This window comes from Bradyrhizobium sp. USDA 4541, from assembly GCF_024171085.1.
GTDB classification, from domain to species: Bacteria; Pseudomonadota; Alphaproteobacteria; order Rhizobiales; family Xanthobacteraceae; genus Bradyrhizobium; species Bradyrhizobium australafricanum.
This window is the reverse complement of the sequence record NZ_JALJZF010000001.1, coordinates 5512620-5527420: the sequence shown is the minus strand read 5'-3', so window position 1 is coordinate 5527420 and position 14801 is coordinate 5512620. Positions and strand designations below refer to the sequence as shown.

The 14801-nt window shown below is 65.7% G+C and carries 17 protein-coding genes; 7 read left to right on the top strand and 10 right to left on the bottom strand.

Annotated features, from left to right (window positions below):
* Nucleotides 1–74: 74 nt before the first annotated feature.
* Complete coding sequence (locus tag J2R80_RS26180; RefSeq protein ID WP_028336389.1) at nt 75–1448, bottom strand: PleD family two-component system response regulator; 1374 nt, start codon at nt 1446–1448, stop codon at nt 75–77.
* A 15-nt stretch (nt 1449–1463) separates the two neighbouring features.
* On the bottom strand, nt 1464–1829 hold the full coding sequence (locus J2R80_RS26175; protein ID WP_028336390.1) for a response regulator: 366 nt from the start codon (nt 1827–1829) through the stop codon (nt 1464–1466).
* A 228-nt stretch (nt 1830–2057) separates the two neighbouring features.
* Between J2R80_RS26175 and J2R80_RS26170 the strand changes: the two genes are divergently transcribed.
* Nucleotides 2058–2357, top strand: coding sequence for a DUF3572 domain-containing protein (locus J2R80_RS26170; RefSeq protein ID WP_057020801.1), 300 nt, complete (start codon nt 2058–2060; stop codon nt 2355–2357).
* Entirely contained in the window at nt 2336–3652 is a 1317-nt protein-coding gene (locus tag J2R80_RS26165) for a DNA polymerase IV (RefSeq protein WP_253639704.1), read from the top strand. Before J2R80_RS26170 ends, J2R80_RS26165 begins: the two co-directional genes overlap by 22 nt.
* 103 nt (nt 3653–3755) lie before the next feature.
* Here J2R80_RS26165 and J2R80_RS26160 read toward each other — a convergent pair whose 3' ends face one another.
* Nucleotides 3756–4157, bottom strand: coding sequence for a RidA family protein (locus J2R80_RS26160; RefSeq protein WP_038388572.1), 402 nt, complete (start codon nt 4155–4157; stop codon nt 3756–3758).
* A 245-nt stretch (nt 4158–4402) separates the two neighbouring features.
* Nucleotides 4403–5269 carry a cell envelope integrity EipB family protein gene (locus J2R80_RS26155; RefSeq protein ID WP_253639703.1) on the bottom strand — a complete coding sequence of 289 codons (867 nt, stop codon included), beginning with the start codon at nt 5267–5269 and terminating at the stop codon, nt 4403–4405.
* A 263-nt stretch (nt 5270–5532) separates the two neighbouring features.
* Between J2R80_RS26155 and J2R80_RS26150 the strand changes: the two genes are divergently transcribed.
* The 4 genes from J2R80_RS26150 to J2R80_RS26135 all read left to right on the top strand — a co-directional run bounded on the left by J2R80_RS26150 (nt 5533) and on the right by J2R80_RS26135 (nt 8650).
* Nucleotides 5533–6000, top strand: coding sequence for a RidA family protein (locus tag J2R80_RS26150; RefSeq protein ID WP_016845428.1), 468 nt, complete (start codon nt 5533–5535; stop codon nt 5998–6000).
* Nucleotides 6001–6003: 3 nt separating this feature from the next.
* Nucleotides 6004–6756 (top strand): glycerophosphodiester phosphodiesterase, encoded by a 753-nt coding sequence (locus J2R80_RS26145; RefSeq protein ID WP_076834494.1) that lies wholly within the window; start codon nt 6004–6006, stop codon nt 6754–6756.
* Nucleotides 6757–6921: 165 nt separating this feature from the next.
* Nucleotides 6922–8172 (top strand): GNAT family N-acetyltransferase, encoded by a 1251-nt coding sequence (locus J2R80_RS26140; protein ID WP_253639702.1) that lies wholly within the window; start codon nt 6922–6924, stop codon nt 8170–8172.
* A 52-nt stretch (nt 8173–8224) separates the two neighbouring features.
* The gene (locus tag J2R80_RS26135; protein ID WP_253639701.1) at nt 8225–8650 is read left to right on the top strand and encodes an HIT family protein; all 426 of its coding nucleotides are present in this window, start codon (nt 8225–8227) and stop codon (nt 8648–8650) included.
* A 98-nt stretch (nt 8651–8748) separates the two neighbouring features.
* Here the strand turns inward: J2R80_RS26135 and tsaA are convergent, their stop codons facing one another.
* The 5 genes from tsaA to J2R80_RS26110 form a co-directional block, all read right to left on the bottom strand.
* Entirely contained in the window at nt 8749–9240 is a 492-nt protein-coding gene (gene tsaA / locus J2R80_RS26130) for a tRNA (N6-threonylcarbamoyladenosine(37)-N6)-methyltransferase TrmO (RefSeq protein ID WP_076834498.1), read from the bottom strand.
* Between the two features lie 3 nt (nt 9241–9243).
* Nucleotides 9244–10224 carry a tripartite tricarboxylate transporter substrate binding protein gene (locus J2R80_RS26125; protein ID WP_253639700.1) on the bottom strand — a complete coding sequence of 327 codons (981 nt, stop codon included), beginning with the start codon at nt 10222–10224 and terminating at the stop codon, nt 9244–9246.
* Between the two features lie 61 nt (nt 10225–10285).
* The gene (locus J2R80_RS26120) at nt 10286–10630 is read right to left on the bottom strand and encodes an AzlD domain-containing protein (protein ID WP_141342748.1); all 345 of its coding nucleotides are present in this window, start codon (nt 10628–10630) and stop codon (nt 10286–10288) included.
* Nucleotides 10627–11379 (bottom strand): AzlC family ABC transporter permease, encoded by a 753-nt coding sequence (locus tag J2R80_RS26115; protein ID WP_028336401.1) that lies wholly within the window; start codon nt 11377–11379, stop codon nt 10627–10629. Before J2R80_RS26115 ends, J2R80_RS26120 begins: the two co-directional genes overlap by 4 nt.
* 192 nt (nt 11380–11571) lie before the next feature.
* On the bottom strand, nt 11572–12681 hold the full coding sequence (locus J2R80_RS26110) for a lytic transglycosylase domain-containing protein (protein WP_253639699.1): 1110 nt from the start codon (nt 12679–12681) through the stop codon (nt 11572–11574).
* Nucleotides 12682–12772: 91 nt separating this feature from the next.
* Between J2R80_RS26110 and J2R80_RS26105 the strand changes: the two genes are divergently transcribed.
* A complete protein-coding gene (locus tag J2R80_RS26105) occupies nt 12773–13708 on the top strand; it encodes a glycine/sarcosine/betaine reductase selenoprotein B family protein (RefSeq protein WP_038385790.1) in 936 nt (311 codons plus the stop codon).
* A 32-nt stretch (nt 13709–13740) separates the two neighbouring features.
* Here the strand turns inward: J2R80_RS26105 and J2R80_RS26100 are convergent, their stop codons facing one another.
* Complete coding sequence (locus J2R80_RS26100; RefSeq protein WP_253639698.1) at nt 13741–14793, bottom strand: phenylacetaldoxime dehydratase family protein; 1053 nt, start codon at nt 14791–14793, stop codon at nt 13741–13743.
* Nucleotides 14794–14801: the final 8 nt, after the last annotated feature.

Below are 14801 nucleotides of genomic sequence, written 5' to 3'. Positions count from 1 at the left end.
GAAATCCGGGAAGCTGGTGCAAGCGGCGCGATACCCCGGATTGCGCTTCGCTGCATCCGGGCTGCGAGATCGCGCTACGCTGCCGCAGACACCACGCGGTTGCGGCCGTCGTGCTTGGCGCGATAGAGCGCGGTGTCGGCGCGCTTGAGCACATCGGTGACCTGCTCGCCCTTGCGCTCCAGCGTGGTGAGACCGATCGAGATCGTGACGGTGATCCGCTTGCCGCCCTTGTCGACGGTGAAGGGCTCGCCCGCGATCGAGCGGCGCAGCCGCTCGGCGACCATGCCGGCGACATGCAGGTCGGTCTCGGGCATCACGATGACGAACTCCTCGCCGCCATAGCGGCAGGCCAGATCAATGCCGCGGATCGACTTGCGGATGCGGACGGCGAATTCGCGCAGCACGTCGTCGCCGGCATCGTGGCCGTAGGTGTCGTTGATCGCCTTGAAGTAGTCGATGTCGAGGATCATCAGCGCCAGCGGCTTGCCGCGGATCGAGGCCTGCTCCGCCAGCGTCGCGAGGTGGCTTTCCATGTAGCGTCGGTTATTGAGACCGGTCAGCGCATCCGTGATCGCCATCTCGATCGAGTTCTGCACATTGTCGCGCAGATGATCGGTGTAGCGGCGGCGGCGGATCTGCGTGCGCGCACGCGCCAAGAGCTCGTTCTTGTCGACCGGACGTAGCAGATAGTCGTTGACGCCGATCTCGAGCCCGCGCATGAGCCGCGTGTTGTTGTCGGCATCCGAGATGGCGAGGATCGGGACCTGGCGCGTGCGCTCCAGCGAGCGGGCCTGGCTGCACAGCCGCAGGCCGTCATAATTGTCGAGGCTGAGCGACACGATCAGCAAGTCGTAATTGCCCTCGGCGGCGTGGAACAAGGCTTCCGACGGATTGATCTCGACGTCGACGGTGTGTTCGGCCGAGAGGATCGGCGCCAGCTTCTCGTAGGACGACGGCCGGTCGTCGACGAGGAGAATGCGGCCGCCGGTGCCCTTGTCGGCGATCGCGCTGCGCTCGGGCGCCTGCATGCCGATCTCGAGCGAGGTGATGGCGCGCATGCGCAATTCGTCGGTCATCATCTTCAGCCGCGTCAGCGAGCGCACGCGCGCGATCAGCACGACGTCGGACACCGGCTTGGTCAGGAAGTCATCGGCGCCGGCTTCAAGGCCGCGCACGCGATCGGCCGGGCTGTCGAGCGCGGTGACGATGACGACCGGAATGAAATGGGTCGCCGGATTCGACTTCAGCCGGCGGCAGACCTCGAAGCCGTCCATGTCGGGCATCATGACATCGAGCAGGATGATGTCGCATTCGGCGCGTGCGCAAATTTCCAGTGCCTCGGTCCCGTTGGAGGCAGTCAACACATCGAAATATTCGGCTGACAGACGGGCTTCCAACAACTTGACGTTCGCCGGAACGTCATCGACCACGAGGATACGCGCGGACATTGCACCACAACTCCCCTATCCGATAAAGCGTCGGACAGTCTCAATAAATTTGCCGACCGAGATCGGCTTGGACAAATAGGCTTCGCAGCCGCCCTCGCGGATACGTTCTTCGTCGCCCTTCATGGCGAAGGCGGTGACCGCGACCACCGGAATTGCGCGCAGATCGGGATCGTCCTTGATCCAGCGCGTGACCTCCAGGCCGGAAACCTGGGGTAGCTGGATGTCCATCAGGATGAGGTCGGGGCGCAGCTTGCGGACGAGGTCGAGCGCTTCGAAGCCATTGCTGGTGCCCGAAGTCTGATAGCCGTGCGCTTCCAACAGATCGCGAAAGAGCTTCATGTTGAGCTCGTTGTCCTCCACGATCAGGACGGTTTTGGCCATCCCGTCCCTCCCAAACCCAGGAGACGGGCCCGGCTGCGGTACCTCACGCACCGCGCTCGGGGCGCGTCGAAAATGTGAATTCAAACTAGCGCCAGAATCGCTCTAACCCGTTAACCCGAAGTCCAACTTCCGCAGCGTGGTTTCCGTTGCTTGAACACATGAGGAAGACTCGGGCATGATGGGCCTCTCAATAGAGACCATAAGTTAACGGAAAGGCAAACCGGCGCGTTGAAAAAGCCTGTTCACAACCCCCGGGAAGTTGCTGAAATCGTTGCGATTCAGGCGCTCGGCTTCATTGCCGGCGATGCCGAACGGCTGGGCCTGTTCCTGGCTGAAACCGGAATCGGTCCAGAGACGCTGCGGAACGCCGCGTCCAACCCTCAATTTCTTGCGAGCGTGCTCGATTTCGTGATGCGCGACGACGCCACCGTGAAGGCGTTTGCCAGGGCCTCGGAACTGCACCCGACCAATATCGCCGCCGCCCATCAGGCGCTGGGCGACCCGAAATGGGAGCGCGACGTGCCGTGACGACGGCAGCGGCAGCTTCCGACGGCCCCCTCAGTTTCTGCCGAGACTGCCTCGGCGACCTCGATATCAAGGTGAAGCGATGCAGCCATTGCGGCTCGCCGCGGCTGGTGCGTCATCGCGCCCTGCCCGCGCTGGCGCTGGCGCACATCGACTGCGACGCGTTCTATGCCACCGTCGAGAAGCGCGACAATCCCGAGATCGCCGACCGCCCGGTCATCATCGGCGGCGGCAAGCGCGGCGTCGTGTCGGCCGCCTGTTACATCGCCCGCACCTATGGCGTCCGCTCGGCGATGCCGATGTTCAAGGCGCTGGAACTCTGCCCGGATGCGACCGTGATTCCGCCGGACATGGCGAAGTATGTCCGGGTCGGGCGCGAGGTGCGGCAGGCGATGCAGGCGCTGACGCCGCTGGTCGAGCCGCTGTCGATCGACGAAGCCTTCCTCGATCTCGCCGGCACGCAGCGCGTCCACGGCATGATCCCGGCCAAGGTGCTCGCCAAATTCGCCCGCGATGTCGAGCGCGACATCGGCATCACGGTGTCGGTCGGGCTGTCCTGCAACAAGTTCCTCGCCAAGATCGCTTCCGACCTCGACAAGCCGAGGGGCTTTGCCGCGCTCGACCAGGACGAGGCGCGCGAGATGCTGGCGAGCAAGCCGGTCGGGTTCATCTACGGCGTCGGCCCTGCGACCCAGGAGAAGCTGGTGCAGCGCGGTTTCCGCGTCATCGCCGACCTGCAGCGCGCCGACGAGAACGAATTGATGAAGCAGTTCGCGAGCGAAGGCCGTAGGCTGTGGCGGCTGGCGCGCGGCATCGACGACCGGAGCGTGATGGCCGATCGCGGCGCCAAGACGATCTCGAGCGAGACCACCTTCGAGATCGACATCCGCGACTTCGCAACGCTGGAGAAACTGCTCTGGAAACTGTCCGAGAAGGTCTCGGCGCGGCTGAAGACCAGCGAACTCTCAGGCTGCACCATCACGCTGAAGCTGAAGACCGCGGACTTCCGCCAGCGCACCCGTTCGCAATCGATCCAGACCCCGACCCAGCTTGCCGCCAAGATCTTTGCGGTGTCGCGCGAGATGCTCGCGAAGGAAATCGACGGCACCGCCTTCCGCCTGATGGGCACCGGCGTCAGCGCGCTGCGCCCGGGCGCGCAGGCCAACGATTCCGACATGCTCGACCGCCGCTCGGCGCACGCCGAGCGCGCGATGGACAATCTGCGCAAGAAGTTCGGCAATGCCGCCGTGATCAGGGGCATTGCCTATGAGGGGCCGCAGAAGAGCGCGGAAGAGTAATCGGTCGTCATGGCCGGGCTTGACCCGGCCATCCATCAACGAGGACTCTTTGAAAAGCGATGGATGCGCGGGTCGAGCCCGCGCACGACGACTGCGCAGCCCTTCAATCCGCGACCGCAACCGCCTCGATCTCAATCAGCCATTCCGGCGCCGCGAGCGCGGTGACACCGACCAGCGTAGAGGCCGGCGGCTCCATGCCCTCAAAGAACGCCGAACGTGCCTTGCCGATGATGGGACGGAGCTCCGGCTTGTAGCCGACGACGAAGGTCGTGATCTTCACGATATTGGAATAGCTGGCTCCGGCGGCCTTCAGCGCCATGCCGAGGTTCTGCATCACCTGCGTCGTCTGCGCGGCGAGATCGCCGGCGCCGACCACGCGGCCCTCCTCGTCGACGGAGACCTGTCCCGAAATGTAGATCGTGCGCGCGCCGGAGGCGACGACGACGTGGGAGTAAGCCGGATTGTGATGCAGGCCGCTGGGGCGAAGGTGGTTGAGCTCGCTCATGAGGTGCCTCCCTGACACGCGTGTATGTGGGAAGCCTACTCGTGCCGGACGGTTCCGGCCAGTGCGGTGTCGTGGAGTGCTCGGGCTTGCTCCGCCGTCGTCCCGACGAAAGCCGGGACCCATCCACCGAAGGTGATTGTTGTGCGACGCTGGGGCCACAGCCCCCTTCAACAACTCACCCCTGTGGTGATGGGTCCCGCTTCGCTTGCCCGGGACGACGCTGAGTGGGTGGCAATAGCCAGCCCTCACTTGCAGGGCTTGGAATCCCTGACGTCGAACTTGTCCAGCGCGCCCGAGATCACGAAATCGTTGTAGTCCAGCACCAGCGCACGGGAGACGCCGTTCTCGTACAGCTCGAACGACATCGCGTAGACCGGCGTCTGCTCGCCGTCCTTCGCGCGCGCGTCGCTGTCGTAATAGCTCACCGTCACCGGCCAGCGCGTCATGGCCTTCATCGCATTGCTCGCCGTCGACGGATCGGGCGATGACGGCGCGCGGTCGCCTGCGATCGGCCGGCCGATCACGGTCAGTGTGTTGTAGATTTTCTCGCCGTTGTCGGAGCCGTCATAGACGGTCTGGTCGAGCACCGACTTGCCGTCGCGGGCGGCAGCGATGATGTGCTGGATCTGCTCGGTCGGGAACACGATCTTGCCGTCGATATTGAACGTCTTCTTCACCGGCTGGGTCAGCTTCACGGTGATATGATCGCCGACCCGCTCGGCGATGCCGTCGACCGGCGACGATTCGCTGTCGTTCATCCGCGTGTCGATCTTGAAGCGGTAGCTTTTGCCCGACGCGTCCTCCCAGGACGTGGAGCGAAGATCGGACAGCGTCACCTTGCCCTCGCCGCTGTCGAGCTCGGACACCTGGCGGAATTCGGAGGTGTAGCCTTCGCAGGAGTTGCCGGAGAAATTGTAGAGGATGCGCCCGCGCGCATCGCTGACCGAGTTGGAGCCGCGCGATTTCACCAGGCTGAGGTCGTAGAGCGCCTGATGCGCGAGAAACGGCCCGCTTGCCGCAGCGACCGCGGGCCCCTGAACCAGGCCGGATCCTGCGGCAACGGCGATCGCAAACACGAGGGCACGCGACGGAGTCCGGAACGGCAGGGTCATGTGGTTTCCTCAAGGAGGCAGGGATTCGCCACAATAGTGACGGTGGTATTGCGCCGCAACTGGGGCAAGTCTGACAAAATGGCAATGTATGCAGCGAAATTGCCGTCATTTTCGGCAGCTTTCCGTGCGATTCGGCACGTCATGGCCGCGTTGTCCTCACCTTACCGTCGCTTGCAACCGGCGGCACGATGCGCGAAACAATCGAAACAAACTTGGCCCTGACCGCGTTTCAGGCTTCGTGCAATCCAATTGGGGGACCAAAAATGGCGGGTACCGTCGAACAAAAACTGGCGTCACAGGGCATCACACTTCCCGAGCCGACCTCCCCGGTCGCAAACTATGTCCCCTTCGTCCGCAGCGGAAACCTGCTGTTCGTGTCCGGCCAGGTCTGCTTCAACGCCGAGGGCAAGCTGATCGCCAAGGGCAAGCTCGGCGCCGGCGTCACGCTCGAACAGGGCGCCGCTGCCGCGCGCGGCTGCGCAATCAATCTGCTGGCCCAGATCAAGGCCGCGCTCGGCGACCTCGACAAGGTCGTGCGCGTGGTGCGGCTCGGCGGATTCATCAATTCGGCGCCCGACTTCTTTGACGGGCCGAAGGTGCTGAACGGCGCCTCCGACCTGATGGTCGAGGCGTTCGGCGACAAGGGCCGCCATGCCCGTACCACCGTCGGCGTCGCCTCGCTGCCCGCGGACGCCGCGGTCGAAGTCGAAGGCGTGTTCGAAGTCGCCTGATCGATGCGAGCTCCTGATTGGCTGACGAAACGGCCGGTTGCCCATCGCGGCCTGCACGATGCCGCACGCGGCATCATCGAGAACATGCCGGCCGCGGCCACCGCCGCGGTAGCCGGCAACTTCGCCATCGAGTGCGATATCCAGCTCACCGCCGACGGCGAGGCCATGGTGCATCACGACGATGCGCTCGGCCGCCTCACCGAGGGGGCGGGGCTGCTGGCAACCAGGACGGCGGCCGAACTGAAGGCCGTCAAGTTCAAGGACACCGCCGAGCAGATGATGACGCTCGGCGATCTCTGCGCGCTGGTCGCCGGCCGCGTGCCGCTGGTGGTCGAGGTGAAGAGCCATTTCGACGGCGACCGCAAGCTGGTGCGGCGGATGGCCGAGGTGCTGGCGTCCTATTCCGGCCCGGTGGTCGGCATGTCCTTCGATCCCGACCAGGTGCTGGCGCTGCGCGAGATCATGCCGAACCTGCCGCGCGGCATCACCGCCCAGCGCACCTATGACGACGGCCACTGGGACAAGCTGACGCCGGCACAGCGCGACAGCATGCTATACCTGCGGCACGGCTTTACGACCGAGCCGCATTTCGTCGCCTATTGGGTCAACCAGCTGCCGGCACCGGAGCCGTGGATCGCCCGCAACGTGTTCGGCTGTGCGCTGCTGGCCTGGACCGTGCGGACGGTGGAACAGCGCGAGCGCGCGGCGCGCTACGCCGACCAGATGATCTTCGAGGGGTTCGTGCCGGGAACCTGACATGTCCGAGACATGCCCTTGTAGTCTTGAACTCGTCGCTGCGACGCACGATGTTGGCGAGGGTTGGTCGTCATCGGCGATGGCGCAATGCGGGTCATGATCCGGAAGTGGAGCCAGCTGTTCCGGAAAGATCATGCTCAAACGAGGCACCGGTCTTCATTCTCGATGGCGTCTTCTGAAATCACCCTAGAAGCTGTAGCTGACATCGGCGGCATTCCGGCCGCCGAATGGGACGCCTGCGCCAATCCCAAGGCGGATGCGGACGGCATCCATCACCTCGACACGCTTGCCTCGCCCGGTTCCGCAAACGATTGCCAGACCGCCGCAAGTTCGAGCTATAACCCATTCGTTTCCCACGCCTTTTTTGCCGCCGCCGAAGCCTCCAAGTCGGCCTGCCCGCGGACCGGCTGGGGCCCGCGGCATCTGATCGCGAAGCTCGATGGCCGGATCGTCGGCGTCGTGCCCTGCTATCTGAAATCGCACTCGCAGGGCGAATACGTGTTCGACCGCGGCTGGGCCGAGGCCTACCACCGCGCCGGCGGCAGCTATTACCCGAAGCTTCAGGTGTCGGTCCCCTTCACGCCCGCGACCGGGCCGCGGCTGTTGATCCGCGACGGCGTCGACCGCGAGGTGATCGGCTCGGCGCTGGCGCGGGGCCTGCGGGCGCTCTGCAACGCCACCGAGGCGTCCTCCGTGCATGTGACGTTCGCCCGCGAGGACGAGGCCAGGTTCCTCGGCGCCCACGGTTTCCTGCAGCGGACCGACCAGCAGTTCCACTGGCACAATCAGGGCTACAAGACCTTCGACGACTTTCTCGGTTCGCTGAACTCCCGCCATCGCAAGGGCATCAAGCGCGAGCGCCGCGAGGCGGTCGCCGCCGGGATCACCATCCACTGGCTGACCGGCTCAGACATCACCGAGGACGCCTGGGATGCGTTCTTCGAATTTTACATGGAGACCGGCTCGCGCAAATGGGGCCGGCCGTATCTGACCCGAGAATTCTTCTCGCTGATCGGCGAGACCATGAGCCGGGACGTGCTGCTGGTGATGGCCAAGCGCAACGGCCGCTGGATCGCAGGCGCGATCAACTTCATCGGCTCGGACACGCTGTTCGGCCGCAACTGGGGCGCCATCGAGCACCACCCGTTTCTGCATTTCGAGGTCTGCTACTACCAGGCGATCGATTTCGCGGTTCAGCGCGGGCTCAAGGTGGTCGAGGCCGGCGCGCAGGGCGAGCACAAGCTGGCGCGCGGCTACCTGCCGCAGACCACCTATTCGGCGCATTTCATCGCCGATCCCGGGCTGCGCCGTGCGATCGCCGATTACCTCAAGCGCGAGCGCGACTATGTCGCCGAGGTCGGCCGCGAGCTCACCGAGGCCGGCCCGTTCCGCAAGACGGTCGACGACGACGCTTGACGTCTCCGCCGCCAGCTAGGCAATAAATCAGCATCATCGAGGAGCCGCCGCCATGCCCGCCGCCTACGACAACAACAACATCTTCGCGAAGATCCTGCGCGGCGAGCTGCCCTGCTACAAGGTCTATGAGGACGAGCACGTGTTCGCGTTCCTCGACATCATGCCGCGCTCGCCGGGGCACACGCTCGTGATCCCGAAGGCCCCTGCCCGCAACATCCTCGACATCAAGCCCGACGACTACGCCCATGTCGCGCGCGCCTCGCACAAGATCGCCGCCGCCGCGATGAAGGCGTTCGAAGCCGACGGCATCACGGTGCAGCAATTCAACGAGCCGGCCGGTGGCCAGGTCGTCTTCCATCTGCACATGCACGTCATGCCACGCAAGGACGGCGTCGCACTGCTGCCGCCTGCGAGCCACAAGGAAGATGGCAAGGTGCTGGAGGCGAGCGCGGCGAAGCTGAGCGCAGCGTTGAAGTAATCCCACCGCTGTCATTCCGGGGCGTGCGGAGCGCGAACTCGGAATCTCGAGATTCCGGGTTCGATGCTTCGCATCGCCCCGGAGACGGTTGAGAGATTCTACTCCGTCTCGAAGTCCCCGGCCTGCGGCGGGGCGAGCGGGGTGAACTCGCAACGGTCGGGCTTGACGTCGATCAGCGGCGTTTCGTCGAGGCAGTCGAGGCCGCGCACCAAAATGACGTTGCGCTCGACGCCGACCAGCTTGACGATCGCGGTGCCGATCGGATTGGGGCGCACCGGCGAGCGCAGCGAGAAGGTGCCGCGGGTGTTGCCGTTGTTCTTCGGGCTTTGCAGCACGATGTCGCGGCGCGACTGGTGCAGCCAGTACAGCACCTCGAGATTTGAATAGAAATCGACGCCCTTGATCGCGGCGACCCAGGGCTCGAAAATCTCGAGCCGGCACACCGGGCCGTCATGGCGCCCCTGCCGGGGCGTCGCCAGCCGCGAGGTCCAGGGCGTGCGGATGCGGCCGATGAAGACCAGCCCGGCATCGCGCGCCGTCGGCATGTCGACGGCCACCTCGCCCTGGCGCAGTTCCATTTCACGTACCATGTCTCAATCCAGCGATATGTTCAGCGCCTTGATCACGCCCGCCCATCGCGCGCGATCGGTATTCAAGAACTCGTCGATCTCGGCCTGGCTCTTCGCGCGCAGCGGCGGGAAACCGATCTTGAGCAGCGAAGCGCGGAACGCTTCGTCGTTCAAGGCCCGGTCGAGGCTCGCCTTGATCTTGTCGGCGATGTCGTCAGGCACCCTCGACGGCGCTGCGATACCATACCAGACGCTGACCGCATAATCGGGATAGCCGCTCTCGGCGATCGTCGGCAGATCGGGCAAATCGGGGATGCGCTCCGTCGAGCTGACGCCGAGCGGCCGCAGCATGCCCGATTTGACCGGCGGCAGCGCGGTGCCGAGCGTGTCGAACATCAGCTGGATGTTGCCGGACAGCAGATCGGTCAGCGCGGGTCCTGCGCCCTTGTACGGCACGTGGGTCATCTCGACGCCGGCCATCTGCTTGAACATCTCGCCGGCGAGATGAACCGTGCCGCCGGTGCCCGCCGATCCGAAATTGAGTTTTCCGGGATTCTTCTTCGCGTAAGCGACGAACTCCGCGATCGTCCTCGCCGGCACCGACGGGTGCACCTCCATGATCATCGGCGCGTCCGTGATGACGGACAGCAGGCGAAAATCCCTGGCCGGATCGTAGGGCAGCTTCTTGTAGAGCATCGGATTGAGCACGAAGATCGAGGCGGCCGTCACGAACAGCGTGTAGCCGTCGGGATCGGAGCGCGCCACGGCCTCGGCGCCGATCGCGCCCTGCGCACCGGCCTTGTTCTCGACCACGACCACCTGTTTGAGATCGCGCCCGAGATATTCGCCGACGATGCGGCCGAGCACGTCGGTCGGCCCGCCCGCGGCATAGGGCACCACGAGCTTGATCGGTCGCGTCGGATAATCCGCGGCACGCGCCGGCAGCGTCGCCGCCAGCAACGCCGTCAGAGCAACAATGAATAGCGATGATGCGCGCCGCTGCATGCCGTTTCCCCGTTGTCTTGTTCTTGGGGAGCGAGACTAGCGGATAATGCGGACGCCGCAATCAGCCGAGCCAGTATTTGCCCGCGATCATGACGACTTCGCCCGCGATCACGCCCGCGAAGATCGATTTCCTCGCCAGCATGAACACGACAAAGCCCGCGGCGACGGCGCCGTAACGCAGCCAGTCCGGCACGCTGGCGAGCGCGCCCGGCGGCTGCACCACGATCTGCGCGATGATTCCGGCGAGGATCGCGGTGGCGACCGCCCTCACCCAGACCAAGAGCTCGGAATTCTCGTCGATGCCGCCGCCGAACCACAGGCCGAGCATGCGCCAGATCTGGTTGGGGATGACGCCCGCGACGAACAGGATCGCCAGCGCGTGCCATTCGCCGATGAAACCGCTCATGCGCGCGCCCCGACGATGCCTGCCCTCGCGCGGTGCACGGCATAGGCGATGGTGCCGGCGACGACGCCGCTGACCAGGATGTCGACGCCGCTGTTCAGCATCGCCGCCAGCGGGAACAGCAATAGGCCGAGCACCAGCGCGATGACATCGGCGAGCTCGCGGCAGTTGCGCGCCGTGGAGAACAGGAAGGCGAGCGGCGTCAGCATCAGCATGCCGGCGGCGAACAGCGGCGTGAGGTTGGCCGCGAGCATGTAGCCGATCGTGTTGGCGATCAGGCAGACCGTGACCAGCCCGCAGCCGAGCCCGTGGATGAAGGCGATCCGCCGGTTGCGCGGCACCTGCGGCAGGAAGCGGAAGCATTCGACCCACAGCGTCACGGCGGTGAGATGCGCCACCAGGATCAGATGCCGGCGCTTGGTCTGTTCGGTCCGCATCATCGGCAACACCGACACCACCATCGGAAACAGGCGGATCGCGCTGACGGTGACCGCGATCGCCGATTGCAGCACGGTGGCGCCGGAGCCGAGTGTCGTGATCACGATGATCTGCGCAGGGCCAGCCCAGACGAACGCCGTGCTCGCCAGGGTCCAGCCCAGCGAGAAGCCGGAATCATGCGCCAGCGCGCCGATGCCGAGATAGGTCGCAAACAGCACCAGGGTCAGCACGGTCGCGCCGATCGACCGTGCGCCCCACAGGAAGGCGCGGAACGAGGTGTGCCATTGCGGAGAATCGAGCGGAGGAAGCGCCACGGGGAACCGGATGGTTTGCAATCGCGGCGGCTTAGGGCGCTGACAACGCAGGGTCAAGCAAGAGACGGCACAGGGCGGGTATGCGCCTTGGTAGCCCGGATGAAGCGCCAGCGAAATCCGGGGCCGCTCTTGCAACCGGCGAGAGCTGTCCCGGATTGCGCTTCGCTTCATCCGGGCTACCGATCCACGCAATCACGCCCTGTTCTTCAGCACGAAGCACGCCCCGCCCGCCTTGCGGATGCGGTTGCACAGGCCGTCGGCCTCGGGACGCGTGTCGGCGCCGATGCGCACCTGGTAGAAGGTCGCGCTGCCGCGGGTGCGAAGCCGTGAGCTCAGCAAACTCGGATCCTGATCGCCGATCACGTTGGCAAGGCGCTTGATGGCGCGGGCATACATCGCGAGCGCCTTGTCGCGGCTGAAGCCGGCGGCAAGCTGCACGCCCCAGACCTTGGCGGCCGACAGCGTGATGTGCTGCTCGAGCCCAGCGACGAACGGATTCGGCGCGCGCTTGAGCAGCGCCATCAGCTCGCGGCAGCTCGTGGTCGGCGCGCGCTGCGGCATCTTGCCGTTGCGCCCGGCAGCGGCCCAGTCGTCGACGCTGGAGCCGGTGATCGCGGAGACGTAATTGCGCGTCTCCTGCGGCATGTAGCCGGAGCCGGCGAGCCAATCCTGGATCCGGCGCGGGCCGGCATTGTAGGCCGCGGCCGCGAGGCCGAGATTGCCGAACTGGTTGCGCAGCTCGCTGAGGAATTCGGCCGACTTCGGCAGCGCCTGCACCGGATTGAACGGATCGAGCAACCCGCGCTCGTTTGCCGTGCCCGGCATGAATTGCGCGATGCCCTGCGCGCGCTGGCCGTTGCGCGTCATCGGACCAACCGCATCGGCCTGGAAGCGGCTCTCCTGCCAGATCACGCGCGCGAAGAATTCGAGCGGCAGATCGTTGGCCCGCGCCGCCGACTCGATCATCAGGCACATCGCCTCGCGGGTGTCGCTCTCGCGCACATCGTCAGCGGGCTTGTCGGTCGCCGCCGCGGGCTTCTCGGCCGGCGCTGCGGGCGTATCCGCCGGGGACGCGGCAGGTTTGTCGGCCGATGGTGCGGCCTGCTCTCCCGGCGGTGGCGCAGGCGGCTCCGCCGGCGCGGCCGCGGGCTGCTCAGCGGGCTTGTCCGGGGGCGGCGCTGCCGGCTGCTCGGCGCCAGGCGGCGGCGCCGGGGCCGCGGCCGGAGCGTCCTCCGCGCCGACGCGGGCCGGCGGCACCAGCAGCACAAGCATGACCAATGCGGCGCAACGACCGGTTCGCATGGCAATTCTGTTCCCGTGCGGGCGCGGCTTGACACCGCAAGCTCGTGGTCTAGCTATGGACTGAAATGATGGCGCGCAAAAGGGAGCGCAAATGGCCGCAGCATCCGACGATCAACTCGGCTTTGCCCCCGATGACGACGCCCCGATCGGCTATATGAAGCGAACCCGCGATTATTACGCGGCTATCGGCTACACCACCCCCTACCGCTGGGCGCATTACACCTCCGCCCCGTTCCAGCCCCTGAAGAAGCCGCTGAACCAGTCCCGGGTCGCCATCATCACGACCGCGGCGCCGTTCGATCCGGCACGGGGCGACCAGGGTCCCGGCGCGAAATACAACGGCGGGGCCAAGTTCTATGCGGTCTATGACGGCGACACGTCAAAGCAGCACGATCTGCGGATTTCGCACATCGCCTATGACCGCACCCACACCACGGCGACCGACAACGGCACCTGGTTCCCGCTGGCACAACTGAAGCGCCTCGCCGCGGCCGGCACGATCGGCGACGTCGCGCCGCGCTTCTTCGGCGCCCCGACCAACCGCAGCCACCGCGTCACCATCGAGACCGACGCGCCCGAAATCCTCAAGCGTTGCCGTGACGACAAGGTCGACGCCGCGGTGCTGGTGCCGAACTGCCCGGTCTGCCACCAGACCGTCAGCCTGGTGGCGCGGCATCTCGAGGCCAACGGGATTTCCACGGTCGTGATGGGCTGCGCCAAGGATATCGTCGAGCATGCCGCGGTGCCGCGTTTCCTGTTCTCCGATTTCCCGCTCGGCAATTCCGCCGGCAAGCCGCAGGACGTCGCCTCGCAGGCGTTCACGCTGGAGCTGGCGCTGCGCGTGCTTGAGCAGGCGCCCGGTCCGCAGACCACCGTGCAGTCACCGCTGCGCTGGAGCGAGGATGCTTCCTGGAAGCGCGACTACAGCAACGCCGATGCGCTCAGCGCCGAGGAGCTGGCCCGCCTGCGCCGCGAGTTCGACGCGCAGAAGGAAGTCGCCAAGGGCCTGCGCGAGCGCGTTGCGTAAGGCTCGGCGCTAGATACGAGCACTTTGCCAACTCAAGGTGTCGTCGCTCGGGCGACCTGTACGGCGGTGAGCATGCCGGTCCGTTCATGGCAGCCGAGATATTCGAAGAACTGCTCGTCGGCGCCTGCCACCGTGACCTCGTGATACAGCCTGAGCTTGGCGTTCGGCCCCAAGGTCGAGAGATACTTCATCGCCGCGCCAAAAATCCTGACATGGGTCGGGTGCGATTCCGCCCAGCGCTCGAGTGCCGCAAGGCTCTTCCACCAGCTCTGGCCGTAGGACTTTTCGGTCGGCCTGCCCTCCGCATCGACAACGCGCATATAGCGGTTGGCATAGCAGCCGATCGGCACACCGTCGTCGCGCAGGAAATCCATGCCCTCGCGCAGCACCGGCTCGACATCGTCGAGATACATCTTGCGTTCCGCTGCCTCGGTATCGCTCCAATCCTGTCCGGAACGGATCAGGCAGAGATTGTCATGCGCGACCACACGGATGCGTGCGCCGTCGCGGATCACGCGCGGCTCGCCGCCCGGCGTCATCGCGTCGGTCTGCGACAGCGGGATACGGTCGCGCATGCCGCCCCAATAAGCATGCTCCTGCACCTCTCCGCTCATGCCGTCGGCGAGCACCGCGACACCCTCCGGACGGCCCAGCGACGAGAACAGCGTCTCGTAGCGCGCAACATGCGGCCGCAGCACCTCGATGAAGCGGCCGACGCCGTCGCTGGCGCCGCTGCCGGTCCAGGCCTCGCGCGCGCCGTCGAACCAGGCGTCGAAACGCCCGGCGTCGTCCCAATAGGCGACCGAGACGACGTTGGTGAAGCCGGCCTGGTCGACATATTGCGCGCGGTCCCAATGCGTCGGACTGTTTTCTCTGGCAAAGCGCGTGGCGATCTGCGCCAGCGCGTCGGTCGCCGCCGCGCTCCGCTCACCGCGATATTGCACGCCGAAATAGGCCATGATCACGCGCGTGACCGCAGGCTTGTGGCGCGCGACGAAGGATGGATAAGGCGGCGCGTAATCGTCGGGCACACGCCGATGACGCGATCGGACTGTCTGCAAATGGGATGGAATGGCGGATTCCATGGCAGTCG

Coding starts and splice junctions, on each gene's coding strand:
- J2R80_RS26180 (WP_028336389.1), bottom strand. CDS start 1,448: ATGTCCGCGCGTATCCTCGTGGTCGATGACGTTCCGGCGAACGTCAAG.
- J2R80_RS26175 (WP_028336390.1), bottom strand. CDS start 1,829: ATGGCCAAAACCGTCCTGATCGTGGAGGACAACGAGCTCAACATGAAG.
- J2R80_RS26165 (WP_253639704.1), top strand. CDS start 2,336: ATGGGAGCGCGACGTGCCGTGACGACGGCAGCGGCAGCTTCCGACGGC.
- J2R80_RS26160 (WP_038388572.1), bottom strand. CDS start 4,157: ATGAGCGAGCTCAACCACCTTCGCCCCAGCGGCCTGCATCACAATCCG.
- J2R80_RS26155 (WP_253639703.1), bottom strand. CDS start 5,269: ATGACCCTGCCGTTCCGGACTCCGTCGCGTGCCCTCGTGTTTGCGATC.
- J2R80_RS26150 (WP_016845428.1), top strand. CDS start 5,533: ATGGCGGGTACCGTCGAACAAAAACTGGCGTCACAGGGCATCACACTT.
- J2R80_RS26145 (WP_076834494.1), top strand. CDS start 6,004: ATGCGAGCTCCTGATTGGCTGACGAAACGGCCGGTTGCCCATCGCGGC.
- J2R80_RS26140 (WP_253639702.1), top strand. CDS start 6,922: ATGGCGTCTTCTGAAATCACCCTAGAAGCTGTAGCTGACATCGGCGGC.
- J2R80_RS26135 (WP_253639701.1), top strand. CDS start 8,225: ATGCCCGCCGCCTACGACAACAACAACATCTTCGCGAAGATCCTGCGC.
- tsaA (WP_076834498.1), bottom strand. CDS start 9,240: ATGGTACGTGAAATGGAACTGCGCCAGGGCGAGGTGGCCGTCGACATG.
- J2R80_RS26125 (WP_253639700.1), bottom strand. CDS start 10,224: ATGCAGCGGCGCGCATCATCGCTATTCATTGTTGCTCTGACGGCGTTG.
- J2R80_RS26120 (WP_141342748.1), bottom strand. CDS start 10,630: ATGAGCGGTTTCATCGGCGAATGGCACGCGCTGGCGATCCTGTTCGTC.
- J2R80_RS26110 (WP_253639699.1), bottom strand. CDS start 12,681: ATGCGAACCGGTCGTTGCGCCGCATTGGTCATGCTTGTGCTGCTGGTG.
- J2R80_RS26105 (WP_038385790.1), top strand. CDS start 12,773: ATGGCCGCAGCATCCGACGATCAACTCGGCTTTGCCCCCGATGACGAC.
- J2R80_RS26100 (WP_253639698.1), bottom strand. CDS start 14,793: ATGGAATCCGCCATTCCATCCCATTTGCAGACAGTCCGATCGCGTCAT.